Annotated in this window: 22 protein-coding genes; 14 read left to right on the top strand and 8 right to left on the bottom strand. The window is 71.3% G+C overall.

The window, feature by feature from the left end; translation table 11 throughout:
* Nucleotides 1–183: 183 nt before the first annotated feature.
* From O3438_RS14875 to O3438_RS14865, 3 genes are all read left to right on the top strand, one after another.
* Complete coding sequence (locus O3438_RS14875; protein ID WP_269680534.1) at nt 184–1,539, top strand: hemolysin family protein; 1,356 nt, start codon at nt 184–186, stop codon at nt 1,537–1,539.
* Nucleotides 1,536–2,600, top strand: a complete 1,065-nt coding sequence (locus O3438_RS14870; RefSeq protein ID WP_269680533.1) for a hemolysin family protein — start codon at nt 1,536–1,538, stop codon at nt 2,598–2,600. Before O3438_RS14875 ends, O3438_RS14870 begins: the two co-directional genes overlap by 4 nt.
* 120 nt (nt 2,601–2,720) lie before the next feature.
* Nucleotides 2,721–3,653, top strand: a complete 933-nt coding sequence (locus O3438_RS14865; RefSeq protein ID WP_269680532.1) for a sporulation protein — start codon at nt 2,721–2,723, stop codon at nt 3,651–3,653.
* 5 nt (nt 3,654–3,658) lie between these two features.
* Here O3438_RS14865 and leuE read toward each other — a convergent pair whose 3' ends face one another.
* The gene (leuE, locus tag O3438_RS14860; protein ID WP_269680531.1) at nt 3,659–4,330 is read right to left on the bottom strand and encodes a leucine efflux protein LeuE; all 672 of its coding nucleotides are present in this window, start codon (nt 4,328–4,330) and stop codon (nt 3,659–3,661) included.
* Nucleotides 4,330–5,571, bottom strand: coding sequence for a bifunctional pyridoxamine 5'-phosphate oxidase family protein/GNAT family N-acetyltransferase (locus tag O3438_RS14855; RefSeq protein WP_269680530.1), 1,242 nt, complete (start codon nt 5,569–5,571; stop codon nt 4,330–4,332). The genes leuE and O3438_RS14855 overlap by 1 nt, the downstream gene beginning before the upstream one ends.
* Before the next feature lie 36 nt (nt 5,572–5,607).
* Between O3438_RS14855 and O3438_RS14850 the strand changes: the two genes are divergently transcribed.
* Both O3438_RS14850 and O3438_RS14845 read left to right on the top strand, forming a co-directional pair.
* Nucleotides 5,608–6,948 carry an aminotransferase class I/II-fold pyridoxal phosphate-dependent enzyme gene (locus O3438_RS14850; protein WP_269680529.1) on the top strand — a complete coding sequence of 447 codons (1,341 nt, stop codon included), beginning with the start codon at nt 5,608–5,610 and terminating at the stop codon, nt 6,946–6,948.
* 302 nt (nt 6,949–7,250) lie between these two features.
* Nucleotides 7,251–7,955 carry a UdgX family uracil-DNA binding protein gene (locus O3438_RS14845; protein ID WP_269680528.1) on the top strand — a complete coding sequence of 235 codons (705 nt, stop codon included), beginning with the start codon at nt 7,251–7,253 and terminating at the stop codon, nt 7,953–7,955.
* A 173-nt stretch (nt 7,956–8,128) separates the two neighbouring features.
* On the opposite strand, the gene O3438_RS14840 is transcribed toward O3438_RS14845, so the two are convergent.
* Complete coding sequence (locus tag O3438_RS14840; protein WP_269680527.1) at nt 8,129–8,482, bottom strand: nuclear transport factor 2 family protein; 354 nt, start codon at nt 8,480–8,482, stop codon at nt 8,129–8,131.
* Nucleotides 8,483–8,641: 159 nt separating this feature from the next.
* On the opposite strand from O3438_RS14840, the gene O3438_RS14835 reads away from it, so the two are divergent.
* The 6 genes from O3438_RS14835 (at nt 8,642) to rny (ending at nt 16,249) form a co-directional block, all read left to right on the top strand.
* Entirely contained in the window at nt 8,642–10,246 is a 1,605-nt protein-coding gene (locus O3438_RS14835) for a flavin monoamine oxidase family protein (protein WP_269680526.1), read from the top strand.
* Between the two features lie 150 nt (nt 10,247–10,396).
* Nucleotides 10,397–11,755 (top strand): MFS transporter, encoded by a 1,359-nt coding sequence (locus O3438_RS14830; protein WP_269680525.1) that lies wholly within the window; start codon nt 10,397–10,399, stop codon nt 11,753–11,755.
* 4 nt (nt 11,756–11,759) lie between these two features.
* Complete coding sequence (locus tag O3438_RS14825) at nt 11,760–11,960, top strand: DUF3046 domain-containing protein (RefSeq protein ID WP_088990915.1); 201 nt, start codon at nt 11,760–11,762, stop codon at nt 11,958–11,960.
* A gap of 184 nt (nt 11,961–12,144) precedes the next feature.
* Entirely contained in the window at nt 12,145–13,191 is a 1,047-nt protein-coding gene (gene recA, locus O3438_RS14820; protein ID WP_088990914.1) for a recombinase RecA, read from the top strand.
* Nucleotides 13,192–13,205: 14 nt separating this feature from the next.
* Nucleotides 13,206–13,895, top strand: a complete 690-nt coding sequence (locus O3438_RS14815; RefSeq protein WP_145784950.1) for a regulatory protein RecX — start codon at nt 13,206–13,208, stop codon at nt 13,893–13,895.
* Nucleotides 13,896–14,482: 587 nt separating this feature from the next.
* On the top strand, nt 14,483–16,249 hold the full coding sequence (rny, locus tag O3438_RS14810; RefSeq protein WP_269680524.1) for a ribonuclease Y: 1,767 nt from the start codon (nt 14,483–14,485) through the stop codon (nt 16,247–16,249).
* 102 nt (nt 16,250–16,351) lie between these two features.
* Here the strand turns inward: rny and O3438_RS14805 are convergent, their stop codons facing one another.
* From O3438_RS14805 to O3438_RS14790, 4 genes are read right to left on the bottom strand one after another with little or no spacing between them, the layout of a single operon-like run.
* Nucleotides 16,352–17,323 (bottom strand): amino acid ABC transporter permease, encoded by a 972-nt coding sequence (locus O3438_RS14805; RefSeq protein WP_269680523.1) that lies wholly within the window; start codon nt 17,321–17,323, stop codon nt 16,352–16,354.
* Nucleotides 17,320–18,027, bottom strand: coding sequence for an amino acid ABC transporter permease (locus O3438_RS14800; RefSeq protein WP_269680522.1), 708 nt, complete (start codon nt 18,025–18,027; stop codon nt 17,320–17,322). Before O3438_RS14800 ends, O3438_RS14805 begins: the two co-directional genes overlap by 4 nt.
* A 41-nt stretch (nt 18,028–18,068) precedes the next feature.
* Entirely contained in the window at nt 18,069–18,947 is an 879-nt protein-coding gene (locus O3438_RS14795) for a glutamate ABC transporter substrate-binding protein (protein ID WP_269680521.1), read from the bottom strand.
* Nucleotides 18,948–19,003: 56 nt separating this feature from the next.
* The gene (locus tag O3438_RS14790; protein WP_269680520.1) at nt 19,004–19,759 is read right to left on the bottom strand and encodes an amino acid ABC transporter ATP-binding protein; all 756 of its coding nucleotides are present in this window, start codon (nt 19,757–19,759) and stop codon (nt 19,004–19,006) included.
* Between the two features lie 195 nt (nt 19,760–19,954).
* On the opposite strand from O3438_RS14790, the gene selD reads away from it, so the two are divergent.
* Both selD and O3438_RS14780 read left to right on the top strand, forming a co-directional pair.
* Entirely contained in the window at nt 19,955–20,944 is a 990-nt protein-coding gene (selD, locus tag O3438_RS14785; RefSeq protein WP_269680519.1) for a selenide, water dikinase SelD, read from the top strand.
* A gap of 247 nt (nt 20,945–21,191) precedes the next feature.
* On the top strand, nt 21,192–21,671 hold the full coding sequence (locus tag O3438_RS14780; protein ID WP_088990907.1) for a hypothetical protein: 480 nt from the start codon (nt 21,192–21,194) through the stop codon (nt 21,669–21,671).
* 34 nt (nt 21,672–21,705) lie between these two features.
* Here O3438_RS14780 and O3438_RS14775 read toward each other — a convergent pair whose 3' ends face one another.
* The gene (locus O3438_RS14775; protein WP_269680518.1) at nt 21,706–21,954 is read right to left on the bottom strand and encodes a DUF2277 family protein; all 249 of its coding nucleotides are present in this window, start codon (nt 21,952–21,954) and stop codon (nt 21,706–21,708) included.
* A 166-nt stretch (nt 21,955–22,120) separates the two neighbouring features.
* On the opposite strand from O3438_RS14775, the gene O3438_RS14770 reads away from it, so the two are divergent.
* Nucleotides 22,121–22,309 carry a hypothetical protein gene (locus tag O3438_RS14770; RefSeq protein ID WP_088990905.1) on the top strand — a complete coding sequence of 63 codons (189 nt, stop codon included), beginning with the start codon at nt 22,121–22,123 and terminating at the stop codon, nt 22,307–22,309.
* Nucleotides 22,310–22,354: the final 45 nt, after the last annotated feature.

The following is a 22,354-nucleotide window of genomic DNA, read 5'->3' as shown; positions in this document are numbered from 1 at the left end:
GCCGGCCCCGGACTGGAGTCCGGGGCCGGCTGCCGGCATCGCGACCATCTCTCAGCGGCCCTTCAGTGGGGACGGATAAAATGGCGGCATGATCGACTCTTCTGCCCAGGAGGGCAGCAGTAGCCAGCCGGGTCGTGCCCGGCATATTCCCGTACCGACGACCCCGGGAGCCCTGAGCGACCCGTGTTGATCGTCGTTGGTCTCCTCTTGATCGTTGTTCTCACTGCCGCCACGGGTTACTTCGTGGCGCAGGAGTTCGGCTACGTCGCCGTGGACCGGGGCAAGCTGCGTCAGCTCGCCGACGACGGCGACCAGGCCGCTGCCCGGGCCCTGACCGTCACCAGCCGGCTCTCCTTCATGCTCTCCGGCGCCCAACTCGGCATCACCGTCACCGCCCTGCTGGTCGGTTACGTCGCCGAGCCGTACCTGGGTGGTGGCCTCGCCGACCTGCTCGGCGTGGCCGGCGTCAGCGAGGCGGTCAGCCTGCCGCTCTCGGTGGCGTTGGCCCTGGTCATCGCCACCATCGTGCAGATGGTCCTCGGTGAGTTGGCGCCAAAGAACCTGGCCATCGCGCGTGCCGAGCAGTTGGCCCGCGCGCTGAGCCGGTCCACCCTCATCTACCTGGCCATCGCCGGGCCGCTGATCCGGCTCTTCGACCGGGCGTCGATCCGGCTGCTCCGCCGGGTCGGTATCGAACCCATCGAGGAGCTGCCCAGCGGCGCCACCCCTGCCGACCTGGAGCAGATCATCGCCGAGTCCCGCGAGGAGGGCAGCCTGGACGCGGAGATGTCCACGCTGCTCGACCGAGGTCTGGACTTCCGCGAGCTGAGCGCCGGGGAGGCCATGGTGCCCCGGGTCGACGTGCACACCGTACGGGCGCACGAGCCGGTCAGCCGGGTGGTCGAACTGCTGGACACCGGCCACTCCCGCTTCCCGGTGCGCGGTGCGGAGGGTGTCGACGACCTGATCGGCGTCGTCGGCATCGCCGACGTGCTCGGCGTACCCCCGGGGGAGCGGGCGACCACCCCGGTGAGCGCGGTGGCGGGGCCGCCGTTGCTCGTACCCGAGACGTTGCCCCTGCCCACGGTGCTGGACCGCCTGCGGTCCGGTCACCGGCAGATGGCCTGCGTGGTCGACGAGTACGGCGGCTTCGCCGGCGTCATCACACTGGAGGACATCGCCGAGGAGCTGGTCGGCCCGATCCGGGACGAGGACGACCCACCGGAGCGGGCACCCGCCCGACAGGACGACGGGTCCTGGGTGGTGCCGGCGCGCTGGCGGATCGACGAGGTCGCCGACAGCACTGGCATCGCCCTGCCCGAGGCGCCGGAGTACGACACCCTGTCCGGTTTGGTGATGCGGGAGCTGGGCCGGGTGCCGGAGGTCGGTGACCGGCTGGAGATCAGCCTGCTGCCGGAGGGCGCGGACGGCGAGGTCAACGACGCGGAACCCCGCGCGCTGGTCGAGGTGCTGGCCGTGGACCGGCACGTGGCCGACTCGGTGCGGTTGCAGCTGACCAAACCCGAGGTGACCGCATGAGCCCCGGAATCGCGTTGTTCAGTTCGGTGATCCTGCTGGCACTGAACGGGTTCTTCGTGGCCGCCGAGTTCGCCCTGGTGGCCAGCAAGCGGTACCGCCTGGAGCAGGCGGCGGCGAACGGCGGCCGGGCGGCACGCGCCGCGCTGGACGGCGTCCGCGAGCTCTCGCTGATGCTGGCCGGCGCGCAGCTCGGCATCACGCTGTGCACCCTGGGTCTCGGCGCGCTGGCCGAGCCGGCGATCGAGCACCTGCTCAGCCCACTGCTGCACGCTGTGGGCCTGCCGGACGCGGCCAGCCACCTGGTCGCCCTGGTCTTCGCCCTCGGAGTGGTGACCTTCCTGCACCTGGTGGTGGGGGAGATGGCCCCGAAGTCGTGGGCGATCACCGACGCGGAGCGCTCGGCGACGCTGCTCGCGTTGCCGTTCCGGGCCTTCGCCCGGGTGTCGCGGCCGGTGCTGTCCGCGCTCAACGCCCTGGCCAACGCGATCCTGCGGCTGTTCGGGGTCAACCAGCAGGATCAGCTCGCCCAGGTGCACGGCCCGGACGAGTTGCGGATCCTGCTGGAGCAGTCCCGCGAGCACGGGCTGCTCGGCGCGGAGCAGCACCAGTTGCTGACCAGCATGCTGGAGTTGCAGGGCACGTCGGTGGCGCAGGTGATGGAACCGTTCGCCACCATGGTCACCGTCCGCCGGAACGATCCGGCCGGCCGGATCGAGGAGGTCAGCCGGGACAGCGGCCGATCCCGCCTGGCGGTGCTGGACGAGCAGGGCGACGTCTGTGGCCTGGTGCACGTCCGGGAGGCGGTACGGGTGGTCACCACCGGTCGTGCCGCGACCGCCGGGGAGTTGATGACTCCCGCGTTCACCCTGCCCGCGACGTCCTCGGTCACCGAGGCGGTGGCGGCGATGCGGGCCCGGCAGTCGCAGCTCGCGTTGGTGCGCAACGGCGGCGGCCCGGCTCGACCGATCGGGTTCGTCGCCCTGGAGGACCTCCTGGAGGAGGTCATCGGGGAGTTCGACGACGAGACCGACACGGTCCCGCGCGGACGCCGCCTGCGCTGACCCGCCGACCCGGCCGCGCCGATGTGCGCGGCCGGGTCGGCGCTGCCGCGCTTGACGTCCCGCCGACCGGGTAGGCGCGCCGGGTGGGGCCGACGGGGCCCTGCCGGGAGGGGGCGCGCGGTGCGGCTGACGGGAGTGTCCCGGGAGTCCGGTTGGACCGGCCTGTCCGTGCAGACCACGCTCCCCAACCCGAGCACCCGGCCGGGCCTGCGCCTGCCGGGGCGGGTGACAGTCGCCGCCGGGCCGGAGGACGTGCTGGTGCGGCACATCCGGCTCGGTCTGGTCACCACTGTCGAACCGGACGACCCGTCCGCCGCCCGACGACTCGTGCAGTTCCACCAGGTGCCCATCGCCGGTCGGTTCGTCGTACCGGCCGGGCGGCGCAGGGCCGTCGACTTCGCCATGCCGTTGCCCTGGGAGACCCCGGTGACGACCTTCGGTGGGGTGCCGTTGCTGAGCCTGCGGATGGGTCTGCGGACCGAGGTGTCCGTCGACCCCGACCTCGACCAGGGGGCGATGGTGCCCGTCTTCGTGCACCCGCTCCCCACCCAGCAGCACGTGTTCGCGGCGTTGGACACGCTCGGGTTCGCGATCCGCCAGGCGGGCTTGCAGCAGGGTGAGCTGCCCGGGGTGGAGCAGACACTGCCGCTGCACCAACGCTGGGGTTTCTGGGTGGGGCCGCTCTACGCCGGCCCGATCACCGAGCTTGAGGTGATCTTCGTGACCAACTCGGCGGGCCTGGAGGCGATCCTCTGGATGGATCGCCGGCTGGCGCTGGCCGGCATCACCCACCAGAGCATCAGCAGGTTCCGGATCTGGCACGAGGACGCCGACCGGCGGGACTGGGTCGCCACCGTGGACGGCTGGCTCCGCCAGGCGATCAACCGGCACGCCGCCGCTGCCGCCCACGCCGACTGGTCCGCGCAGATCGGCGGGTCCGCCCACGTCAGCCGCCACCCCGACGAGCCGATCCGCCCGGGCTTCGGGCTGGGCGGCACCGCTGGCGGCGCAGGCGTCGGCGGCGGAGGATCCGGAGGTGGCGACGGCACCTGACCGGGTCAGCCGGCGGTCGCGGTGGCCAGCTTGAGGCTGAAGGCCAGGAACAGGGCGGCCACGGCGGTGGTGCCGCCGGCGGCCAGGCGGCGACGTTGCCGGAACTGGGCGGCCAGGAAGGTGCCCGCGAAGATCAACGCGGTCAGGTAGAGCGCGCTGGTCACCTGGGCGATCAGGCCGAGGAGCAGGAACGAGAGCGCCGGCCAGGCATAGTCGGGGTCGACGAACTGGATGAAGAACGAGATGAAGAACAGGATCGCCTTCGGGTTCAGCAGGCTGATCACCAGCGCCTTGCGGAACGGGCTGCGCATCGCCGCTGGCTCCGCGGCGTCGATGAGCCGCGGCGTGCTCGGGTCGTTGCGGTCGCGCCAGCGCCGCACCGCGCCGAGCAGCATGGTCACCCCGACATAACCGAGGTACGCGGCGCCGGCGTACTTGATCACCAGGAACAGCGGCGGGTACGCCTTGAGCAACGACGCCACCCCGGCGGCGGAGAGGAACATCAGCACCCCGTCGCCGACGAACACGCCCCCGGCGGCCCGGTAGCCGACCGCCACGCCTCGTTTGGCCGCGGTGGAGAGCACGAAGAGTGAGTTCGGCCCGGGCAGCAGGATGATGGCCACGGTGCCCAGCACGTACGTCCATATGTCGGTGATCCCCAGCACGCCCGCCATCATCACGCCACCGGTGCCGTACGGCGAAGTCTTTCTTGCAGCCTGGCCTGTGCGTTCGGCCACTCGTCGACGGTCATCGCGTACTGGACGGTGTCCCGCCAGGAGCCGTCCGGGCGTTGCCGGTGCATCCGCAGGACCCCTTCCCGGGTCGCGCCGAGCCGTTCGATGGCCGCCTGGGAGCGGACGTTGCGGATGTCGGTGTGCCAGGCCACCCGCACCGCGCCCAGGTCGTCGAAGGCGCGGCCGAGCAGCAGCAGCTTCGCCTCGGTGTTGATGCCGGTACGCCACCAGGGCCGGCCGAGGAAGGTGTGCCCGATCGCCACCGCCCTCCGTTCCGGGTCGATGTCGTAGTAGGACGTGCCGCCGACCACCGCCCCGGTGGCCGCGCACCGCTGCACCCAGGCCACCCGCTCACCACGGTGCTGGGCGGCCAGGGCGGTGCCGATCACCGCGGCGGTCCCGTCGGGGGCGGTGGGCGGCGCCACGCTGAGGTGCCGCCACACCTCCGCGTCGTCGGTGGCGGCGTGCAGTTCCTCGGTGTGGGCCAGGTCCAGCGGCTCCAGCCGGACGTGTTCGCCGCGCAGTGACACCGGGTCGTGCCACCGCGTGCGGGCCGTACGCAGGAACGCCGGCAGCGGTGCGGTGACCCCGGCGTCCGGCTCGGGTTGTCCGGGGGTCAACCGCAGCGGCAGCACACCGGCCCAGTGCGGCAGGTGCAGGTCGGCCTCGTCCTCGCGGACCCCACCGCTGCGGGCCCGGACGGACACCTCGCGCAGGGGCAGTGCCAGCACGGCGGTCTCGGCCAGCTCCCGTCGGCTGGGCGGGCGGGTGTCGGTGCTGCGTCCGGGGCCGACCTTCTCCACCAACGCGGTGAGCATGGCGAGCTTCTCCCGCTCGTCGGTGACCAGTCGGGCGGTGCCGTGCGCGACGACCGAGCGGTAGTTGGCGCTGTGGTGGAACTGGGAACGGGCGAAGACCAGCCCGTCCAGCACCGTCACCGCTACGCAGACCGGCAGCCCGTCGCCCCGAGCGGCCAGCAGCGGCCGGCTTCCGGTGGAGCCGTGCAGGTAGAGGGTGTCGCCGATGCGTACGTGCAGGGTGGGCAGCACCCGTGGCTGGCCGTCGACGGTGAACCCGAGCGCGCAGTCGTACGCCTCGTCGAGCACGGCGTGGGCGGCGGCCTCGTCGTAGCTCATCCTGTCGCGCGAGCGGTGGGGTGTGGTCCGGGCGGTGGGTGGATACATGCGCGCGCCCCTTTGTTCTAGTACAATCTCTTATTTGTGTCAGCACGCTATCAGCTCAGTGGTACGACGGCCGTCGAGATTTCGGCCGGCATCGAGTCGGGCATCCGTACCGGCGCGCTGTCTCCGGGGGCCGCGCTGCCACCGGTGCGGGCGCTCGCCGCCGACCTGGGTGTCAGCCCCGCCACCGTCGCCCGCGCCTACCAGGAGCTGCGCCAACGTGGCCTGCTCGTCACCGCCGGACGACACGGCACCCGGGTCCGCCCTCGCCCCCCGGTGGCCGCCCGCCGCTCCGCGCTACGCCCGCCACCACTGCCCGGGGCCCGGGATCTGTCCCGGGGCGAACCCGACCGTCGGCTGCTCCCGCCACTCGGCCCGCACCTGGCGGCGCTCGCCGCCGACACCGGCCCGTCGGTCAGCTACTCCGACGCCGGGGTGCTGCCCGAGTTGGCCGAGGCGGCCCGGGCCCGACTGGACGCCGACGGCGTGCCGGCCGGGGAGCTGACCATCACCGGCGGCGCGCTGGACGGCATCGAGCGGCTGCTCGGCGCCCACCTGCGCCCCGGCGACGCGGTCGCTGTGGAGGACCCGGGCTGGGCCAACCTGCTCGACCTGGTGGCCGCGCTGGGGCTGCGCCCGATCGGCGTACCGGTGGACGACGAGGGGCCGATGGTGGCCGGGGTGGCCGCCGCGCTCGCGGCCGGAGCGCGGGCGCTGGTGGTCACCAGCCGAGCCCAGAACCCGACCGGCTCGGCCGTCTCCGCGCAGCGCGCCGAGGCGCTGCGCGCGCTGCTCGCCGGCCGGCGGGACCTGCTGCTCATCGAGGACGACCACGCCGCCGAGCTGGCGCGCGTACCCCTGCATTCGCTGGCCGGGGCGACGGCGAGCTGGGCCTTCCTGCGGTCGGTGAGCAAACCCTTCGGCCCGGACCTTCGGCTCGCGGTGCTGGTCGGCGACGAGACGACGGTGGCCCGGGTGGCCGGTCGGACCCGGGTCGGCGCCGGCTGGGTCTCCACGGTGCTGCAACGGCTGGTCCTCGCCCTCTGGAGCGACCCGGCGGTCGACGAGTTGGTGCGGCGGGCGGCGCAGAGCTACGAGCAGCGACGCGACGGGCTGCTGACCGCGCTGGCCGAGCACGGTCTGCGGGCGCACGGCCGCAGCGGCATCAACGTCTGGTTGCCGGTCCCGGACGAGACGAGCGCGGTCACCGCGTTGCGCGACGCCGGCTGGGCGGTGGCCCCCGGCGCTCTCTACCGGATCGCCGCCGCGCCCGCCGTGCGCGTCACTGTCAGCTCGCTGCACGCCGACGACCTGGCTCCCCTGGCCGCCGCCCTGGCCCACGCCGCCAACCCCACCCCACCCCCGGGGTTCCCCACCTGACCGGCCGCGCTCCGCCGCCGTGCGCCCGGTGTCGGCGGGATCGACGGTTCGAGCAGAAAGTACGAGCTTGCGAGGATTCGCGGTGAACGGGACGGGTATGCGGGCCGCCGGAGGTGGGAACCATGGCTTCTCCCGGAGCACGCAAGGGAATCTGGATCGTGGTGGCGCTGGTGATCATCATCATCGTCATCGTGTTGATCGCTATCGCTTCCGGTGGTGACGGCGGCGGAAACGGTTACTGACGCGGTGCGACCGGCGGGCGTACCCGGCACCAGGCATCGAACGGGTATATAACAGTCGGCATGGCCGAGCAGACCGGGAACGCCCCGGGCGCCCAGCGGTTCATCCCGCCCGACGCCGACACCATCGACGCCCTGCGCACCGCCGCCAGCGGCTGTCGGGGCTGCGAGCTGTACCGGGACGCCTCGCAGACGGTCTTCGGCCGAGGCGACGAGAGCGCCCGGGTGGTGCTGGTCGGCGAACAGCCGGGCGACATGGAGGACCAGAAGGGGCTGCCCTTCGTCGGCCCCGCCGGTCGGCTGCTGCGTCGCGCCGTCGACGACGCCGGGCTGGACCCGCGTCACCTCTACCTGACGAACGCCGTGAAGCACTTCCGTTTCGAGCTGCGCGGCAAGCGGCGGATCCACCAGACCCCCGACCAGGTGCACATCACCGCCTGCCGACCCTGGTTGGTCGCCGAGTTCGCCCGGTTGCGCCCGGAGATCGTGGTGGTGCTCGGCGCGACCGCCGCCAAGGCGCTGCTCGGGCCGTCCTTCCGGGTCACCCGGCAGCGGGGCGAGCTGCTGCCCTGGCCCGCCTCGGCCAAGCACCCGGAGGACTTCCAACGCGTGCCGGTGGACAACGCCGGCAAGCGCGCAGACGCGCCGCAGGCTCGCCTGCTGGCCACCATCCACCCGTCCGCGGTGCTGCGCGCCGACGACCAGGACAAGGCGTACGAGGGCCTGGTCGCCGACCTCACCGTCGTCACCCGCGCCCTGCCCGAGTAGCCCGGCGGTCGCAGCCAACCAGATCGTGGACAGTTTCCGTCAGGCCCGAACGGAAACTGTCCACGATTGACGGTGCGCCCCGGGTCGCGGGGCTGGCGTGACTGGCGGCAAGGGTCGGCGCACGTCGACGCCGATGGGCGTCGCGCCGGTGCGCCTGCCGAGGCTGCGAGGGCTCAGCCGTCCGTTGTGATCTTGCTGAACACGTCCATCGCGGCGATCAGGCCGTCTCGGACCAGGTAGAGATCCAGCCCGCGCAGCACGGTGCCGTCGTCCGCCTGCGGCCAGCTCCACTCGCACAGGACCCGGTCGCCGGCCGATCGCACCGCCCCGAGGGTCGGGCCACCGCCGAGCTGGTCGGCGAAGGCGCGGCACACCGCGTCCCGCCCTCGGAGGGTGCGGGCCGGCCCGTCCCAGGCGCTCGGACGGTAGATCACGTCCTCGGCCAGGCACGCGGCCACCGTGGTCAGGTCGCCCCGATGCCAGGCGTCGTTGAAGCGCTCGACCACCCGCGTCTCGGCATCGCCCATTGCGGCACCATAGGCGCGGTCCACGCCGGAAGCGACCCCGTTCCCGCCGCCGGCGTGCCCGGCGGCGGACGAGCCGATACCTACCGGAAACGGCACCGCGCGATTCACGAAACAGCCTCTCTGCAGACTCATGCGAGTCGATCTTGTAGGGGAGGCGCGATGAGCGGTCAGACACAGTCGACGGTGAGCCGGCGTGGGTTCCTGCGGGCGGTGGGAGTCAGCGGTGGTGCCGGTGCGATGCTCGCCACGATGGGCGCGATGGGCCTCGCACCCAGCGCGGAAGCGGCGGTCACCCCGGCCTTCCGGCCGCCCGAGCGGTCCGACTTCACGCTGACCGGGCGGCCGGGTGCCAGCGTGGTCATCCTCGGGGGCGGCATCGCCGGTCTCACCGCCGCCTACGAGTTGGGCAAGGCGGGTTACCGCTGCACGATCCTCGAGGCGCGGCACCGCGTCGGCGGGCGGAACCTGACCATCCGCGGCGGCGACGTCGAAACCGACCTCGATGGACGGACGCAGCGTGCGGGCTTCTCCGACGGGGTCTACTTCAACGCCGGGCCGGGCCGGATCGCGCAGTGGATGGTGACCATGGACTACTGCCGGGAACTCGGAGTGCCCGTCGAGGTCTTCACCAACCAGAACGCCGACGCCTGGATCTACAACGAGTCCGCCGGCATGACCGAGCCGGTCCGGTACCGCACGGCCAAGGCCGACGTGTACGGCTACGTCTCGGAACTGCTGGCGAAGGCCACCGACCAGGGCGCGTTGGACGCCCAGCTCACCGCCGAGGACCGGACCCGGCTCCTGGCGTTCCTGCAGAGCTTCGGCGCGATCGGCGGACGCACCAACGGATGGGCGTACACCGGGACCAGCCGTCGGGGCTTCGCCGCCTATCCGGGCGCTGGCAACGACGTGGGCAGCCCTCTCGGTGCGCCCCCGGCGCTCTCCGACGTCTTCGCCAGCAACGTCGGCCGGTACTTCTCCTTCGAGTTCGGCTACGACCAGGCCATGCTGATGTTCCAGCCGGTCGGCGGCATGGACCAGATCCCCCGGGCCCTGGCGAAGGCGGTGGGCGCGCACCGGATCCGGCTCGACGCCGAGGTGACCGGGGTGACCGACCGGGGCGGCGCCGTCGAGGTGACCTATCGGCAGGGTTCCCGGCAGGCACAGCTCACCGCCGACTACTGCGTGGCCACGCTGCCACCGCACCTGATGGCCCGTGTACCGCACAATCTCGGCACGGCGGTGACCGCCGCCCTGGCCGACTTCCCGGTCACCGCCGCCGGCAAGATCGGTCTGGAGTACCGCAGCCGCTGGTGGGAGACCGACCAGCGGATCTACGGCGGCATCACCGAGACCGACCTGGACCTGTCGCACATCTGGTACCCGTCGCACGGCTTCCACGGCAAGCGCGGCCTGGTCGTCGGCTACTACAACACCGGTGCGAACGCCAGGACGTACAGCGGGCTCACCCCCGAGCAGCGCAGGGAGCGTGCGGTCGCCCAGGGTGTGAAGATCCACGGTGACAAGTACCGCAGCGAGCTGGTCACCTCGTACTCCCACGCCTGGGACCGGACGCCCTACATCGAGGGCGCCTGGACCTCACCTCGCTACGGCACGGCCGGCTACAACCTGTTGCTCCAGCCGGCCGGGCGGGTCTACTTCGCCGGGGACTGGCTGAGCCACGAGGTGGCCTGGCAGCACGGTGCGTTCGTGGCGGCCCGCTCGGCGGTGTCGTCGCTGCACCAGCGCGTGATGGCCGGCTGACCGACCAGGCCGACCGGGCGTATCCGTCCCGGTCAGCGCCCGGTTCAAGACCCGGCGCGACGGGGCGGGACGCGGTGGCGCGCGGTGCGGGGCGGCGGGCGGCGGGTTCGGTGCGCGAGGATGGGGCCACCCTCTTCGTAAGGAGCGTCGATGGCCACCGACCTGACCGCGCCGGGCACCGCCGCTCGCCCCGACATCGCGTCGATCCAACGCCGTACCCTGCGGCTGCTCTTCACCACCCAGATCGTCGGCGGTGTCGGCGTCACCATCGGCATCGCGGTGGGCGCGCTGCTCGCCGCGCGGATCGCCGGCACCGCGGTGGCCGGTGTGGCACAGAGCGCCGGGGTGGTCGGCGCGGCGTTGCTCGCCGTCCCGGTCACCCGGATCATGGCGCGGCACGGGCGCCGACCAGGGCTGGTGGTGGCGTACGCGATCGGTGCCGTCGGCGGCGTGCTCGTGGTGCTGTCCGCGATGACCCACTGGATCCCGCTGCTCTTCCTCGGCATGTTGCTCTTCGGTGGGGGCACCGCCGCGAACCTCCAGGCCCGCTACACGGCCGTGGACCTCGCCGAGCCGGCCCGACGGGGGCGGCAGCTCTCCCTGATCGTCTGGGCGACCACCATCGGTGCGGTGGCCGCGCCGAACTTCGCCGCCCTGGCCGACCGGGTCACCACCGGCTGGGGATTGCCCGCACTCGCCGGCCCGTTCGCGTTCAGCTCGGCAGCGTTCGTGCTGGCTGCCGTCGTACTCCTCGGGTTGCTCCGGCCCGACCCGCTGCTCACCGCGCGGCGGCTCGCGGCGGCCGACACGACCGTCGTGCCGCCGACCGACGCCGCACCGACGACCGCGGTGGTGAAGGCGCCGGCCGCCGCGCCGGTCGCGGTGCGTGCGCCGCGCGGCGCGGGGATGCGGGCGGCCTGGTCGGTGGTACGCGAACGGCCCGCCGCCCGGCTCGGCGTCGCCGCCGTGGCGGTCGGTCACCTGGTCATGGTGGCGGTGATGGCGATGACCCCGGTCCGGCTCGGCGAGTCGCACGCCGACGCCGACGTGCTGCGTCTGGTCGGCATCGTGCTGAGCCTGCACATCGCCGGCATGTACGCGTTCTCCCCGGTGGTGGGGTGGCTCACCGACCGGCTCGGCCGACGGGCCGTGATCCTCGGTGGGGTCGGGTTCCTACTGGCCGCCTGCGCGGTCGCCGGCACCGCCGGACACCACACCCCCCGGCTCTCGGTGGGCCTCGTCCTGCTCGGGCTGGGCTGGTCGGGGACCATGGTGGCCGGCTCGACGCTGCTGTCCGAGTCGGTGCCGGCCGGGGTGCGGCCGAGCGTCCAGGGGTTCTGCGACCTGGTCATGGGGTTGGCCGGGGCTGCCGCCGCCGTGGTCAGCGGGTTTGTCATGCAGTTCGCCGGTTATCCCGTGCTCACCCTGCTCGCGGCGGTCGCGGCGGCGCCCCTGGTGGCGCTAGCGTTGCGCCCGGTGCCGACCGGGGCACCGGACGAGGAGGGCTGATCACGTGCGGCTGACCGACTTCTGGGCGCGCCTGGAGGAGGCGTTCGGGCCCGGCTACGCGGCGAGCATCGCCCGCGACCAGGTGCTGTCCCAGCTCGACGGACGCACCATCGAGCAGGCGTTGGCGGCGGGGGAGCGGACGAACGTGGTGTGGCGGGCGGTCTGTGCCGCGTACCCCGACCGAGTGCCCGCCCGACTACGCTGAGCAGCCTTTTCGTCACTTCCGCGTGTCGCTTGTCGAGTCGTACACCTGTTCGGCTATTGTCCACAGCGGGGTGCTCGTCCACAGCTCGCGGCCCGTCGGCTGGTTTTCTGTCGGACCTAGCGCCTAGCGTGTCCGCGTGACGCGAAGCTCAGCAAAGACGCCGGCGAAGGCAGGGGTGGCAACCATGGCAGCAGGGCCTGACCGGGAGAAGGCACTCGACCTTGCTCTCGCTCAGATCGACAAGCAATTCGGCAAGGGCTCGGTGATGCGGCTGGGGGAGCGGCCCGTCGTCCAGACCGCCGTGATCCCGACCGGCTCCATCGCGCTCGACGTGGCGCTCGGTGTGGGTGGTCTGCCGCGGGGTCGGGTGATCGAGGTCTACGGCCCCGAGTCCAGCGGTAAGACCACGGTGGCCCTGCACGCGGTGGCCAACGCCCAGCGCAACGGCGGCATCGCCGCCTTCATCGACGCCGAGCACGCGCTCGACCCGGAGTACGCGAAGGCCCTCGGTGTCGACACCGACGCGATGCTGGTCTCCCAGCCGGACACCGGCGAGCAGGCGCTGGAGATCGCGGACATGCTGATCCGCTCCGGCGCGCTCGACATCATCGTGATCGACTCGGTGGCGGCCCTGGTGCCGCGCGCCGAGATCGAGGGCGAGATGGGCGACAGCCACGTGGGTCTCCAGGCCCGGCTGATGAGCCAGGCCCTCCGGAAGATCACGGGTGTGCTCAGCAACACCGGCACCACGGCGATCTTCATCAACCAGCTGCGGGAAAAGATCGGTGTCATGTTCGGCAGCCCGGAGACCACCACCGGTGGTCGGGCGCTGAAGTTCTACGCCTCGGTCCGGCTCGACGTGCGACGCATCGAGAGCCTCAAGGACGGCACCGACGTGGTCGGCAACCGCACCCGGGTCAAGGTCGTGAAGAACAAGGTCGCCGCGCCGTTCAAGCAGGCCGAGTTCGACATCATGTACGGCAAGGGCATCTCGCGTGAGGGCTCGCTGATCGACGTCGGCGTGGAGCAGGCGATCATCCGCAAGTCCGGAGCGTGGTACACGTACGACGGCGACCAGCTCGGTCAGGGCAAGGAGAAGGCCCGGGAGTTCCTGAAGGAAAACCCGGACGTGGCCGCCGAGATCGAGAAGAAGATCCTGGAGAAGCTCGGCGTCGGTGTCGGCGCGGGTGACGCCGCCGGTGGCCCGGAGCTGCCGCCGGTCGACTTCTGACCGGTCGCTGACCCATGGCAGGACGACGCGCCCGCACGGGGCGGGGCTGGGATGCCAGTCCGCCGCGTGCGGGCGACGCCGCTGACCCACCGCGTCCCCGTCGGGGACGTCGGGCCGAGTCGTCGGCGGACGAACCGGCGCCCCCACCGCGCGACGAGTCCGAGGTGGCGCGCGAGATCTGCCTGCGCCAGCTCGCCGTCCGGCCACGCACCCGGGCCGAGCTGGCCGGGGCGTTGGCCAAGCGGGGCATCTCCGAGCAGGTGTCGGCCGAGGTGCTCGACCGGTACGACGAGGTCGGCATCATCGACGACGCCGCGTTCGCCCGGGCGTGGGTGTCCAGTCGGCACACCGGTCGCGGGCTGGCTCGCCGTGCCCTCGCCAACGAGTTGCGCCGTAAGGGCGTCGACGGTGATGTGGCCACCGAGGCGTTGGGTGAGTTGGACGAGGAGACCGAGGCGGACACCGCCCGCGGTCTCGTGGAGCGCAAGCTGCGCACGGCCCGAGGCGAGCCCGATGCGGTCTTCCGCCGGCTGGTGGGCATGCTGGCCCGCAAGGGCTACCCGCCGGGGGTCGCGATCCGGGCGGTGAAGGATGCGCTGGCCGCGCAGAGCGCCGAGGCGGCCGAGTTCGCCGAGCAGATCGACGCCGACGCGCTGGCCGACGCCGAGGGTGATCTGGACCGCGACACCCGCGCGGTGGAGTGACCGGCCCGCGGGGCTGTCGGGCTCGACGGTGACGGCGGGCGGCGGCTCGGTGCCGACGTCATGGTTGTCACAAAGTCGGCTCTGCTCACCGGGTCGTCGTCCCTGAACAGGTACGACATGTCAATCGAGCCTGCCAGGTCGCCGTTTTTGTCACCCTGTGTCCGCAACGACATCAGCTTTGGGTGACGATTCAACTTCTCTCCGTTCGGGGGGTTTGATCATGAGTCCTTGACCAGAGCACCCCCGGAGACCTAGCCTCGCCATACAGGCTCACATTGCCCGACCATTGCAGGCTAAGCGCACAACATAGATCGCGTAACAAGACAGCATCACTTTGGCCGACTCCGCGGCCTTTGGCGGCAGCTCCGGACTGGCCGGTCCGGGACGCCGCGACAACTGCACCCGGTCGCCGACGTTGCCCGCGGGCACCGCCGGCGGAGAGAGCTACCCACGGCCAGCCGCTCCGGTCGGGCGTCCACAGCCGCAGGAGTGTGCCCCGGCACGGTCGCTGCGGTCTCGACGTTAGGGGAGGCGGCCATGGCGGGGCGGCGGCACAGGTTCACCGGTAGACCCGACGGGGCGCCGGCATGAACGCCTTCGATGTCGTGCTCCTCGCGGCCGTCCTCGTCCTCGCGGTGGTCGTGATCGGGGCCGTGCTGGTGGGCATCCGGACGATGCGCCGGATGGGTGCCGGGCCGGCTCCGGAGGATCCCGCCTTCATCGCCGAGAAGGATCGTCAGGAGCAGTCGCTCGCTGCCCTGCGAACGGCGGCCGACGAGGCGAACAGCACGATCGACGTGGCGAAGTCCGCCGCCGCGGCAGCCCGTACCGAGGCGGCGGCGGCGAAGGCGGAGGCGAAGGCGGCCCGCGCCGAGGCGCGTCGGGTGCTCGACGACGCCCGCGCCGAGGCGGACACCGTTCTGGAGCGCGCCCACAAGCAGGCCGAGGCGGACGCCGAGCAGCTGCGGACGGCAGCGCGGCGCAGCGGCGAGCGGGAGGTCGCGGTGCTGGCCGCCACCACCCGGGAGCAGGCCGCCGAGGTGGAACGCCGCGCTGCCCGGATGGACGAGCGGGAGCGGATGCACACCGAGGAGGTGGAGCGGTTCGCCGAGCGGGAGCGCCAGCTCACCGCCGCGAAGGCCGACCTCGCCGCCCGGGAGTCAGCGCTCGCCCAGCGGGAAGTCGAGCTGGCCGAGTCGGAGGAACTCCGGCGACGGGAGTTGGAGCGGGTCGCCGGGCTCACCGCCGAGTCGGCCCGACTGGAGCTGGTCGAGGCGATCGAGACGTCCGCCAAGCGGGAGGCGGCACTGCTCGTCCGGGACATCGAGTCCGACGCGCGCAACACCGCCGAGCAGCGGGCCCGACACATCGTGGTGGACGCGATCCAGCGGGTCGCCAGCGAGCAGACCGCGGAGAGCGTGGTCAGCGTCCTGCACCTCCCCGGTGACGAGATGAAGGGGCGGATCATCGGCCGGGAGGGGCGCAACATCCGCGCCTTCGAATCGGTGACCGGCGTCAACCTGATCATCGACGACACCCCCGAGGCGGTGTTGCTCTCCTGCTTCGACCCGGTCCGCCGGGAGGTGGGCCGGCTGACGTTGGAGAAGCTGGTGCTGGACGGGCGGATCCACCCGCACCGGATCGAGGAGGTCTACGACCTGGCCCGGCAGGAGGTGGAGGAGCTCTGTCTCCGCGCCGCCGAGGACGCCCTGGTCGAGGTCGGCATCACCGAGATCCACCCGGAGCTGGTGACCCTGCTCGGCCGCCTGCGCTACCGCACCTCGTACGGGCAGAACGTGCTCAAGCACCTGGTCGAGACCGCGCACATCGCCGGCATCATGGCCGCCGAGCTGCGGTTGGACGTGCCCATCATCAAGCGGTCGGCGTTCCTGCACGACATCGGCAAGGCGCTCACCCACGAGGTGGAGGGCAGTCACGCCATCATCGGCGCGGACCTGGCCCGCAAGTACGGCGAGCACGAGGACGTGGTGCACGCCATCGAGGCGCACCACAACGAGGTGCCCCCGCAGACCATCGAGGCCGTCCTCACCCAGGCGTCCGACGCCTGCTCCGGCGGTCGGCCGGGCGCGCGTCGGGAGAGCCTGGAGGCGTACGTCAAGCGCCTGGAGCGGATCGAGGAGATCGCGGCCGGCAAGCTCGGCGTGGACAAGGTCTTCGCCATGCAGGCCGGCCGGGAGATCCGGGTGATGGTCAAGCCGGACGACGTGGACGACATCGGGGCGGCTGTGCTGGCCCGCGACGTGGCCAAGCAGATCGAGGAGGAGCTGACCTACCCGGGTCAGATCCGGGTCACAGTGGTCCGCGAGTCCCGGGTCACCGAGATCGCCCGCTGAGGCCACTGCGGCCCCCGGTCGACCGACGTCGGCGGTCACGAGCCGAGCGAAACGAGAAGGGCCAGCCCGTAGCGCGGGCTGGCCCTTCTCGTACGAGCTGGTTCAGATGCCCGTACCGGAGCTTTCGGCCTGGGACATCAGCGCCGCGGGCGGTGGGTTCTGTGCCGGCGTGCCAGCGGTCTTGCGGCCCTTGGCGAGCCGGTGCTGGACGTACTGGGCGAGCTTCGACAGCGAGTAGTTCACCACGATGAAGAGCACGGCGATCACGACGTAGACCTGGATCGGGTTGCCCAGCACGCCGATGATCTGCTTGCCGATGTTCAGGGTCTCCTCGTAGCTGATGATGAATCCGAGCGACGTGTCCTTGAGCACCACGACCAGCTGGCTGATCAGTGCCGGCAGCATGATCCGGAAGGACTGCGGCAGCAGGATCATCCAGGTGGTCTGGATCGGGGAGAGCCCGATGGCGGAGGCGGCCTCCCGCTGACCGCCCGGCAGCCCTTCCATGCCGGAGCGGAGGATCTCGCCGATCACCACCGAGTTGTAGATGGTGAGGCCGATGACCAGATACCAGAGATTGTCGAAGTAGAGGCCGAACTCGGGGAAGCCGCGGGCCACGAAGAAGATGGTGATCACCACCGGCAGGCCGCGGAACACTTCGACGCAGACCCGGGTGAGGGCGGACAGCAGCGTGCTCAGCCCGCGCAGCAGGTACGCCAGCGGCGTGGCGAGGCCGGTGAACGTGCGACCGGTCAGGCTCTTGAGCTGGATCCGCAGCACCGCCAGGAGCGTGCCGACCACGAGCGACGCCACGATGGCCATCGCCGCCGCGATCAGGGTGTTCTTGAAGCCGAGGCCGATCCGTTCCCACACCAGGGAGAAGTTCTCGTTGGAGGGGTCGACGAGCGGACCCCACAACTCCATCGACAGCTGGCCCTTCTCGTCCAGCGGCCGGTAGATCAGGAGGTACGCCCCGACGAGCAGGACCACCCCGGCGACGATGCTGCTGATCAGCGTGATCCGCCGCTGCCGCGGCCCGGGAACGTCGTAGAGGACGCTGGTCTGCTGACTCATCGGGCCACCGCCTGTCGCTTCTCGATCCGGTCCAGCAGTGCGCCGAGCGGCACGGTCATGATCAGGTAGCCGATCGAGATGCCGATGGCGACCGGGATGAAGGCGTACCCCTCGGCGCCGGTGAGCTGATCGGCCGTGGCGGACAGGTCGCCGACGACTCCGAAGAAGCCGGCCAGCGCCGAATTCTTGATCATCGCGATGATCACCGACCCGAGTGGCACCACCGACGCCTGCCAGGACTGGGGCAGCACCACGTGGCGCAGGTTCTGGCCGAAGGTCAGGCCCAGTGAGCGCGCCGCCTCCGCCTGGCCGGCGGGCACCGCGTTGACGCCGGACCGCAGCGCCTCACAGACGAACGCGGCCGTGTAGAGCACGAGGGCGATCAGCGCGAACCGGAAGTATGGCAGGTCGGTGCCGAGCCGGGTGAACAGCGAGTCGAGCACCGGGATGCGGAGGAAGTCCGCGTTGGAACCGAGGGCCGGCAGGCCGAACGCGGCGAAGAACATCACCACGGTCAGCGGCATGTTGCGGAAGAGGTTCACGTACGTGGTGCCGAGCGCGCGCAGTGGTGGCACCGGTGAGATGCGGAGCACCGCCACGATGGCGCCCAGGATGAGGGCGCCGATCGCGGCGAGGACGCAGATCTGGAGGGTGAGCCAGAAACCACCCGCAAAGACGTCGAACTTGTCGATGAGCACGTTCACGGGTCGGTGTTCCTCCCCACCCTCCAGATCGAAGGATCAGATCAGTAGCGGTTGATGGTGGGCGCCGAGCCCAGTTCCGCGCCGAACTTGCCGGCGGTGTCGTCCCAGGCCTTCTTCCAGCTGCCGTCGGCGACCGCCTTGTCCAGCGTGTCGTTGATGAAGCTGCGGAAGTCCGCGTCCTCCTTCTTCACGCCGATGCCGTACGGCTCCTTGGTGAAGTTGCTGCCGGCCAGCTTGAAGGAGGCCTCGTCCTTGGCGATGTAGCCGAGCAGGATGACGTTGTCAGTGGTGACGGCGTTGACCTGGCCGCCCTTGAGGGCGTCCCGGCACTTGTCGTAGGTGTCGAAGAGCACCACCTGGGTGCCGACGTCCTTGACGTACTCCTTGATCTTCTCGGCCGGGGTGGAGCCGGTGACCGAGCAGACCTTCTTGGTGCCGTCCTTGAACGAGTCCGGGCCGGTGATGCTGGTGTCGTCCTTCTTGACCAGGATGTTCTGGCCGGCCTCGTAGTACGGGCCCGCGAAGGCGATCCGCTCCTTGCGCTTGTCGTTGATCGTGTAGGTCGCCGCGACGAGGTCGACGGTGCCGTTGACGATGACGTCCTCGCGGACCTTCGAGGGGGCCTCGACCCACTCGATCTTGTCCTCCGGGATGCCCAGCTCCTTGACGATGATCTTGGCGATCTCGACGTCGAAGCCCTCCGGCTTGCCGGTGAGGCCCTTCAGGCCGAAGCCGGGCTGGTCGAACTTGGTGCCGACCTTGATCTTCTGGGCCTTGTTCAGCTTCTCCATGGTGCTGCCGGCCGCGAAGGACTTGCTGCCAGCGCCGGTGCCCTCCCCGCCGTCGTCGCCACCGCAGGCGGTGAGGCCGAGCGCCAGAGCGGCGACCGCGGCGACTGCCGCAACGCGCGTGATACGCATACTCTTCTCCTTCTTCGACGGAGCCCACCGAGTGCGGCGCGCTCCACTACGGACGCCTAGTGCGTGAGGATCTTGGAGAGGAAGTCTCGGGCCCGCTCGCTGCGCGGGTTCGCGAAGAACTCCGTGGGCGGGGCGTCCTCGACCAGTTGCCCGTCGGCCATGAAGATGACCCGGTTGGCGGCGTGCCGCGCGAAGCCCATCTCGTGCGTGACCACGACCATCGTCATGCCGTCGCTGGCCAGTGAGGTCATCACGTCCAGCACCTCGCCGACCATCTCCGGGTCCAGGGCGCTGGTGGGCTCGTCGAAGAGCATCGCCTTGGGCTGCATGGCCAGCGCCCGGGCGATGGCCACCCGTTGCTGCTGCCCGCCGGAGAGTTGGGCCGGGAACTTGTCCGCCTGATTGGCGATGCCGACCCGGTCGAGCAGGGCCAGGCCGCGCTCGCGGGCGGCGGCCGGCTTCTCCTTGCGGACCTTGATCGGGCCGAGGGTGACGTTCTCCAGGATGGTCTTGTGCGCGAAGAGGTTGAAGGACTGGAAGACCATCCCCACCTCGCTGCGCAGCTTCGCGAGGGGCTTGCCCTCGGCCGGCAGCGGCTGGCCGTCGAAGGTGATGGTGCCGGAGTTGATCGGCTCCAGTCGGTTGATGGTGCGGCACAGCGTCGACTTGCCGGAGCCGGACGGGCCGATCACCACGACCACCTCGCCCCGACCCACCGACAGCGAGACGTCGTCCAGCACGTGCAGCGGCCCGAACCACTTGTTGACCGCGTCCAGCACGATGAGCGGTTCGCCCGTCGTCACGTCGTCCACCGTCCCCTGTCGTCTCCCGGATCGGGGTCGGTTGACCCCCGGTGCGGCCACTGTAGGCGGCCTGATGTGGCGGAACGCAACTCAGCGGGTCACGGAGCGGTAACACCGGTCACGATCGTCGTCGCGGGTCCGATTTCGGTCACCGTCTGGGCGTCAGCGGTAGCGATCGTGGCGCGTTGTCGAGATCATGAGGGAATGACCGAACCGGTACGGCTGACTCGTTACGCCCGCGGCGGCGGCTGCGCCTGCAAGATCCCTCCAGGCGAGCTGGAGATCATGGTGGCCGGCCTCGGTCCGGCGACCGGCACCGCCGAGTTGCTGGTCGGGCTGGACCACGGCGACGACGCGGCGGTGGTACGCCTCGACGAGCGGACCGGCCTGGTCAGCACCGCCGACTTCTTCACTCCGGTGGTCGACGACGCGTACGACTGGGGTCGGATCGCCGCGGCCAACGCGCTCTCCGACGTGTACGCGATGGGCGGCACCCCGTTGGTGGCGCTCAACCTGCTCTGCTGGCCGCGCGACGTGCTGCCGATGGAGTTGGCGGGCGAGGTTCTGCGCGGTGGGCAGGACGTGGCGCGGGAGGCCGGCTGCCACCTGGCGGGCGGGCACAGCGTGGACGACGACGGCCCGAAGTACGGGCTGGCGGTCACCGGGACGGTCCGGCCCGAAGAGATGATCACCCTGGACGCCGGGCGGGCCGGCCTGCCGTTGTCGCTGACGAAGCCGCTCGGGGTGGGTGTGTTGAACACCCGGCACAAGAACACCGGTGAGAGCTTCCCGCAGGCGGTCGCGTCGATGAGCGCGCTCAACCGGGACGCGGCCCGCGCGGCGGTAGCCGCCGGCATCCGGTGCGGCACCGACGTGACCGGGTTCGGTCTGCTCGGGCACGCCTCGAAGTTGGCGCGGGCCAGTCAGCTCACGGTGGCCATCGACACGGCGCGGGTGCCGTACCTGGAGGGCGCCCGGGAGGCGTTGCGCGACGGCTACGTCAGCGGCGGCAGCCAGCGCAACCTGGCGTGGGTGACGCCCTGGACGGATTTCGGCTCTGTCGGGGCGGACGAGCGGTTGCTGCTGGCCGACGCGCAGACCTCCGGCGGCCTGCTGGTAGCCGGTGAGGTGCCCGGCGCTCCGGTGGTGGGCGAGTTGCTGCCGCGTGGCGAGCACCTGGTCGTCCTGCGCTGACCGAGCCGTAACACCTGGCCGGAGCCCGCGAGGAACGTGAGGACACGCGGTGGCGGTGGTGCGGCTGGCGCACCGTACCCGATAAACTGTCACCTTCCCGCTACTCCGAGGAATGCCGCTCAGGGAAATTTTGCCCGGAATGGTCACAGACCGGTAACTTGCGCCCGGCTGGGGTCAAATGCCCTCCACCATCGTCAGTAAGGCCCGATCCGGAGGCCGGTGGGGACGAACGCAGCGAGGAGGCGAAATGACCGAGCTGTGGAACTGGAGAATCGACGGGGCTCAACCCGTCCAGGTCTACCCGGCGCTGGCCGAGGCCATTGGTCGGGTGGTGATGCCGTTGGCGGTGGCCGATCCGGCCCGGCTGCCGGCGTACGCGGTGGTGTGCGACGTCTGGGAGGCGCCGGGCGAGTTCGCGACGGTGGTGGACATCTACGGGGTGCCCGAGCGGCTCCCCGAGCACGCCAGCATCGCGGCGCTCGCTCGACTGCTGGGCCGCAACTGTCTGTTGCGCGACGACACTCTCGACGCGGGTCGGCACCTGCTGGTGGCCCCGGACGGCACGGTGCGCCCGGTGCACTTCGACGTGCGGGATACCGACGACGGTGAGGTGCTCACCCGGAAGCGGCTCTGCACGTTGGGCGACCCGGGTTGCCGGGGATGGTCGCAGTGTCACCGCTCGCGCTGGGCGCCCGACACGATCGCCCCGGCGCTCGCCGCGGCCTGACCTCGTAGAGAGGTCGGGCCGGGCGATCCGGCGGTCAGTGGGACGCGGCGGCCGGCCGGTCCGGGGTGCCCGAGCCGGCACCCCGCACCACCAGCTGGTCGAGCAGGGTGCGCGTCGCCTCGGCCACGGCGGCCACCGCGGCGTCGAACGCGGCGGCGTTGTGCGCGGCGGGCGCCCGGAAGCCAGAGATCTTCCGGACGTACTGCAACGCCGCCGCCTCGACGTCCGCGTCCGTCACCTGCGGGGTGAACGGCTCGCGCAGCGTCTTGATGCTCCGGCACATGTGCGCTCCTCCTCCGTCGGGCCCGGCGGTCTGCCACCCGTGGTGCCGACGACTGTACCGACGGTGACACTTGGTCGATATTTGTCTATCCTGGTCACGGACCAGAGCCTTTCGAGCCATTGTCGTCGCTCGCGCTTCCAGCGCCCCGGGCCCCCGGAGACTCATTGTGGACCACGCCCCCACCCGATCACCCCGTCCCGACCTGGATGACCTCACCCGCAGCCTGCACACTCCGCTGGAGCGGATCGCCGTCGAGCACGCCGATCTGGTCGAGGCGGTCCGCAGGCGCGTCGTCGCGGGCCAGTCCGCGGCATCCGGCAGTGTTGCCGTCGCCGCCTTCAACTCGTCCATCTGACAGATGACCTGCCGGTGCGGTGCACCCGGAGCGGATGGATCCTGC

The sequence above is a fragment of the Micromonospora sp. WMMC250 genome, assembly GCF_027460215.1.
GTDB classification, from domain to species: domain Bacteria; phylum Actinomycetota; class Actinomycetes; order Mycobacteriales; family Micromonosporaceae; genus Micromonospora; species Micromonospora taraxaci.
This window is presented reverse-complemented; position numbering and strand designations above follow the sequence as displayed.

Coding starts and splice junctions, on each gene's coding strand:
- selD (WP_269680519.1), top strand. CDS start 19,955: ATGACCGAACCGGTACGGCTGACTCGTTACGCCCGCGGCGGCGGCTGC.
- leuE (WP_269680531.1), bottom strand. CDS start 4,330: ATGATGGCGGGCGTGCTGGGGATCACCGACATATGGACGTACGTGCTG.
- O3438_RS14835 (WP_269680526.1), top strand. CDS start 8,642: ATGAGCGGTCAGACACAGTCGACGGTGAGCCGGCGTGGGTTCCTGCGG.
- O3438_RS14805 (WP_269680523.1), bottom strand. CDS start 17,323: ATGAGTCAGCAGACCAGCGTCCTCTACGACGTTCCCGGGCCGCGGCAG.
- O3438_RS14870 (WP_269680533.1), top strand. CDS start 1,536: ATGAGCCCCGGAATCGCGTTGTTCAGTTCGGTGATCCTGCTGGCACTG.
- O3438_RS14775 (WP_269680518.1), bottom strand. CDS start 21,954: ATGTGCCGGAGCATCAAGACGCTGCGCGAGCCGTTCACCCCGCAGGTG.
- O3438_RS14780 (WP_088990907.1), top strand. CDS start 21,192: ATGACCGAGCTGTGGAACTGGAGAATCGACGGGGCTCAACCCGTCCAG.
- O3438_RS14855 (WP_269680530.1), bottom strand. CDS start 5,571: ATGTATCCACCCACCGCCCGGACCACACCCCACCGCTCGCGCGACAGG.
- O3438_RS14795 (WP_269680521.1), bottom strand. CDS start 18,947: ATGCGTATCACGCGCGTTGCGGCAGTCGCCGCGGTCGCCGCTCTGGCG.
- rny (WP_269680524.1), top strand. CDS start 14,483: ATGAACGCCTTCGATGTCGTGCTCCTCGCGGCCGTCCTCGTCCTCGCG.
- O3438_RS14815 (WP_145784950.1), top strand. CDS start 13,206: ATGGCAGGACGACGCGCCCGCACGGGGCGGGGCTGGGATGCCAGTCCG.
- recA (WP_088990914.1), top strand. CDS start 12,145: ATGGCAGCAGGGCCTGACCGGGAGAAGGCACTCGACCTTGCTCTCGCT.
- O3438_RS14830 (WP_269680525.1), top strand. CDS start 10,397: ATGGCCACCGACCTGACCGCGCCGGGCACCGCCGCTCGCCCCGACATC.
- O3438_RS14840 (WP_269680527.1), bottom strand. CDS start 8,482: ATGGGCGATGCCGAGACGCGGGTGGTCGAGCGCTTCAACGACGCCTGG.
- O3438_RS14845 (WP_269680528.1), top strand. CDS start 7,251: ATGGCCGAGCAGACCGGGAACGCCCCGGGCGCCCAGCGGTTCATCCCG.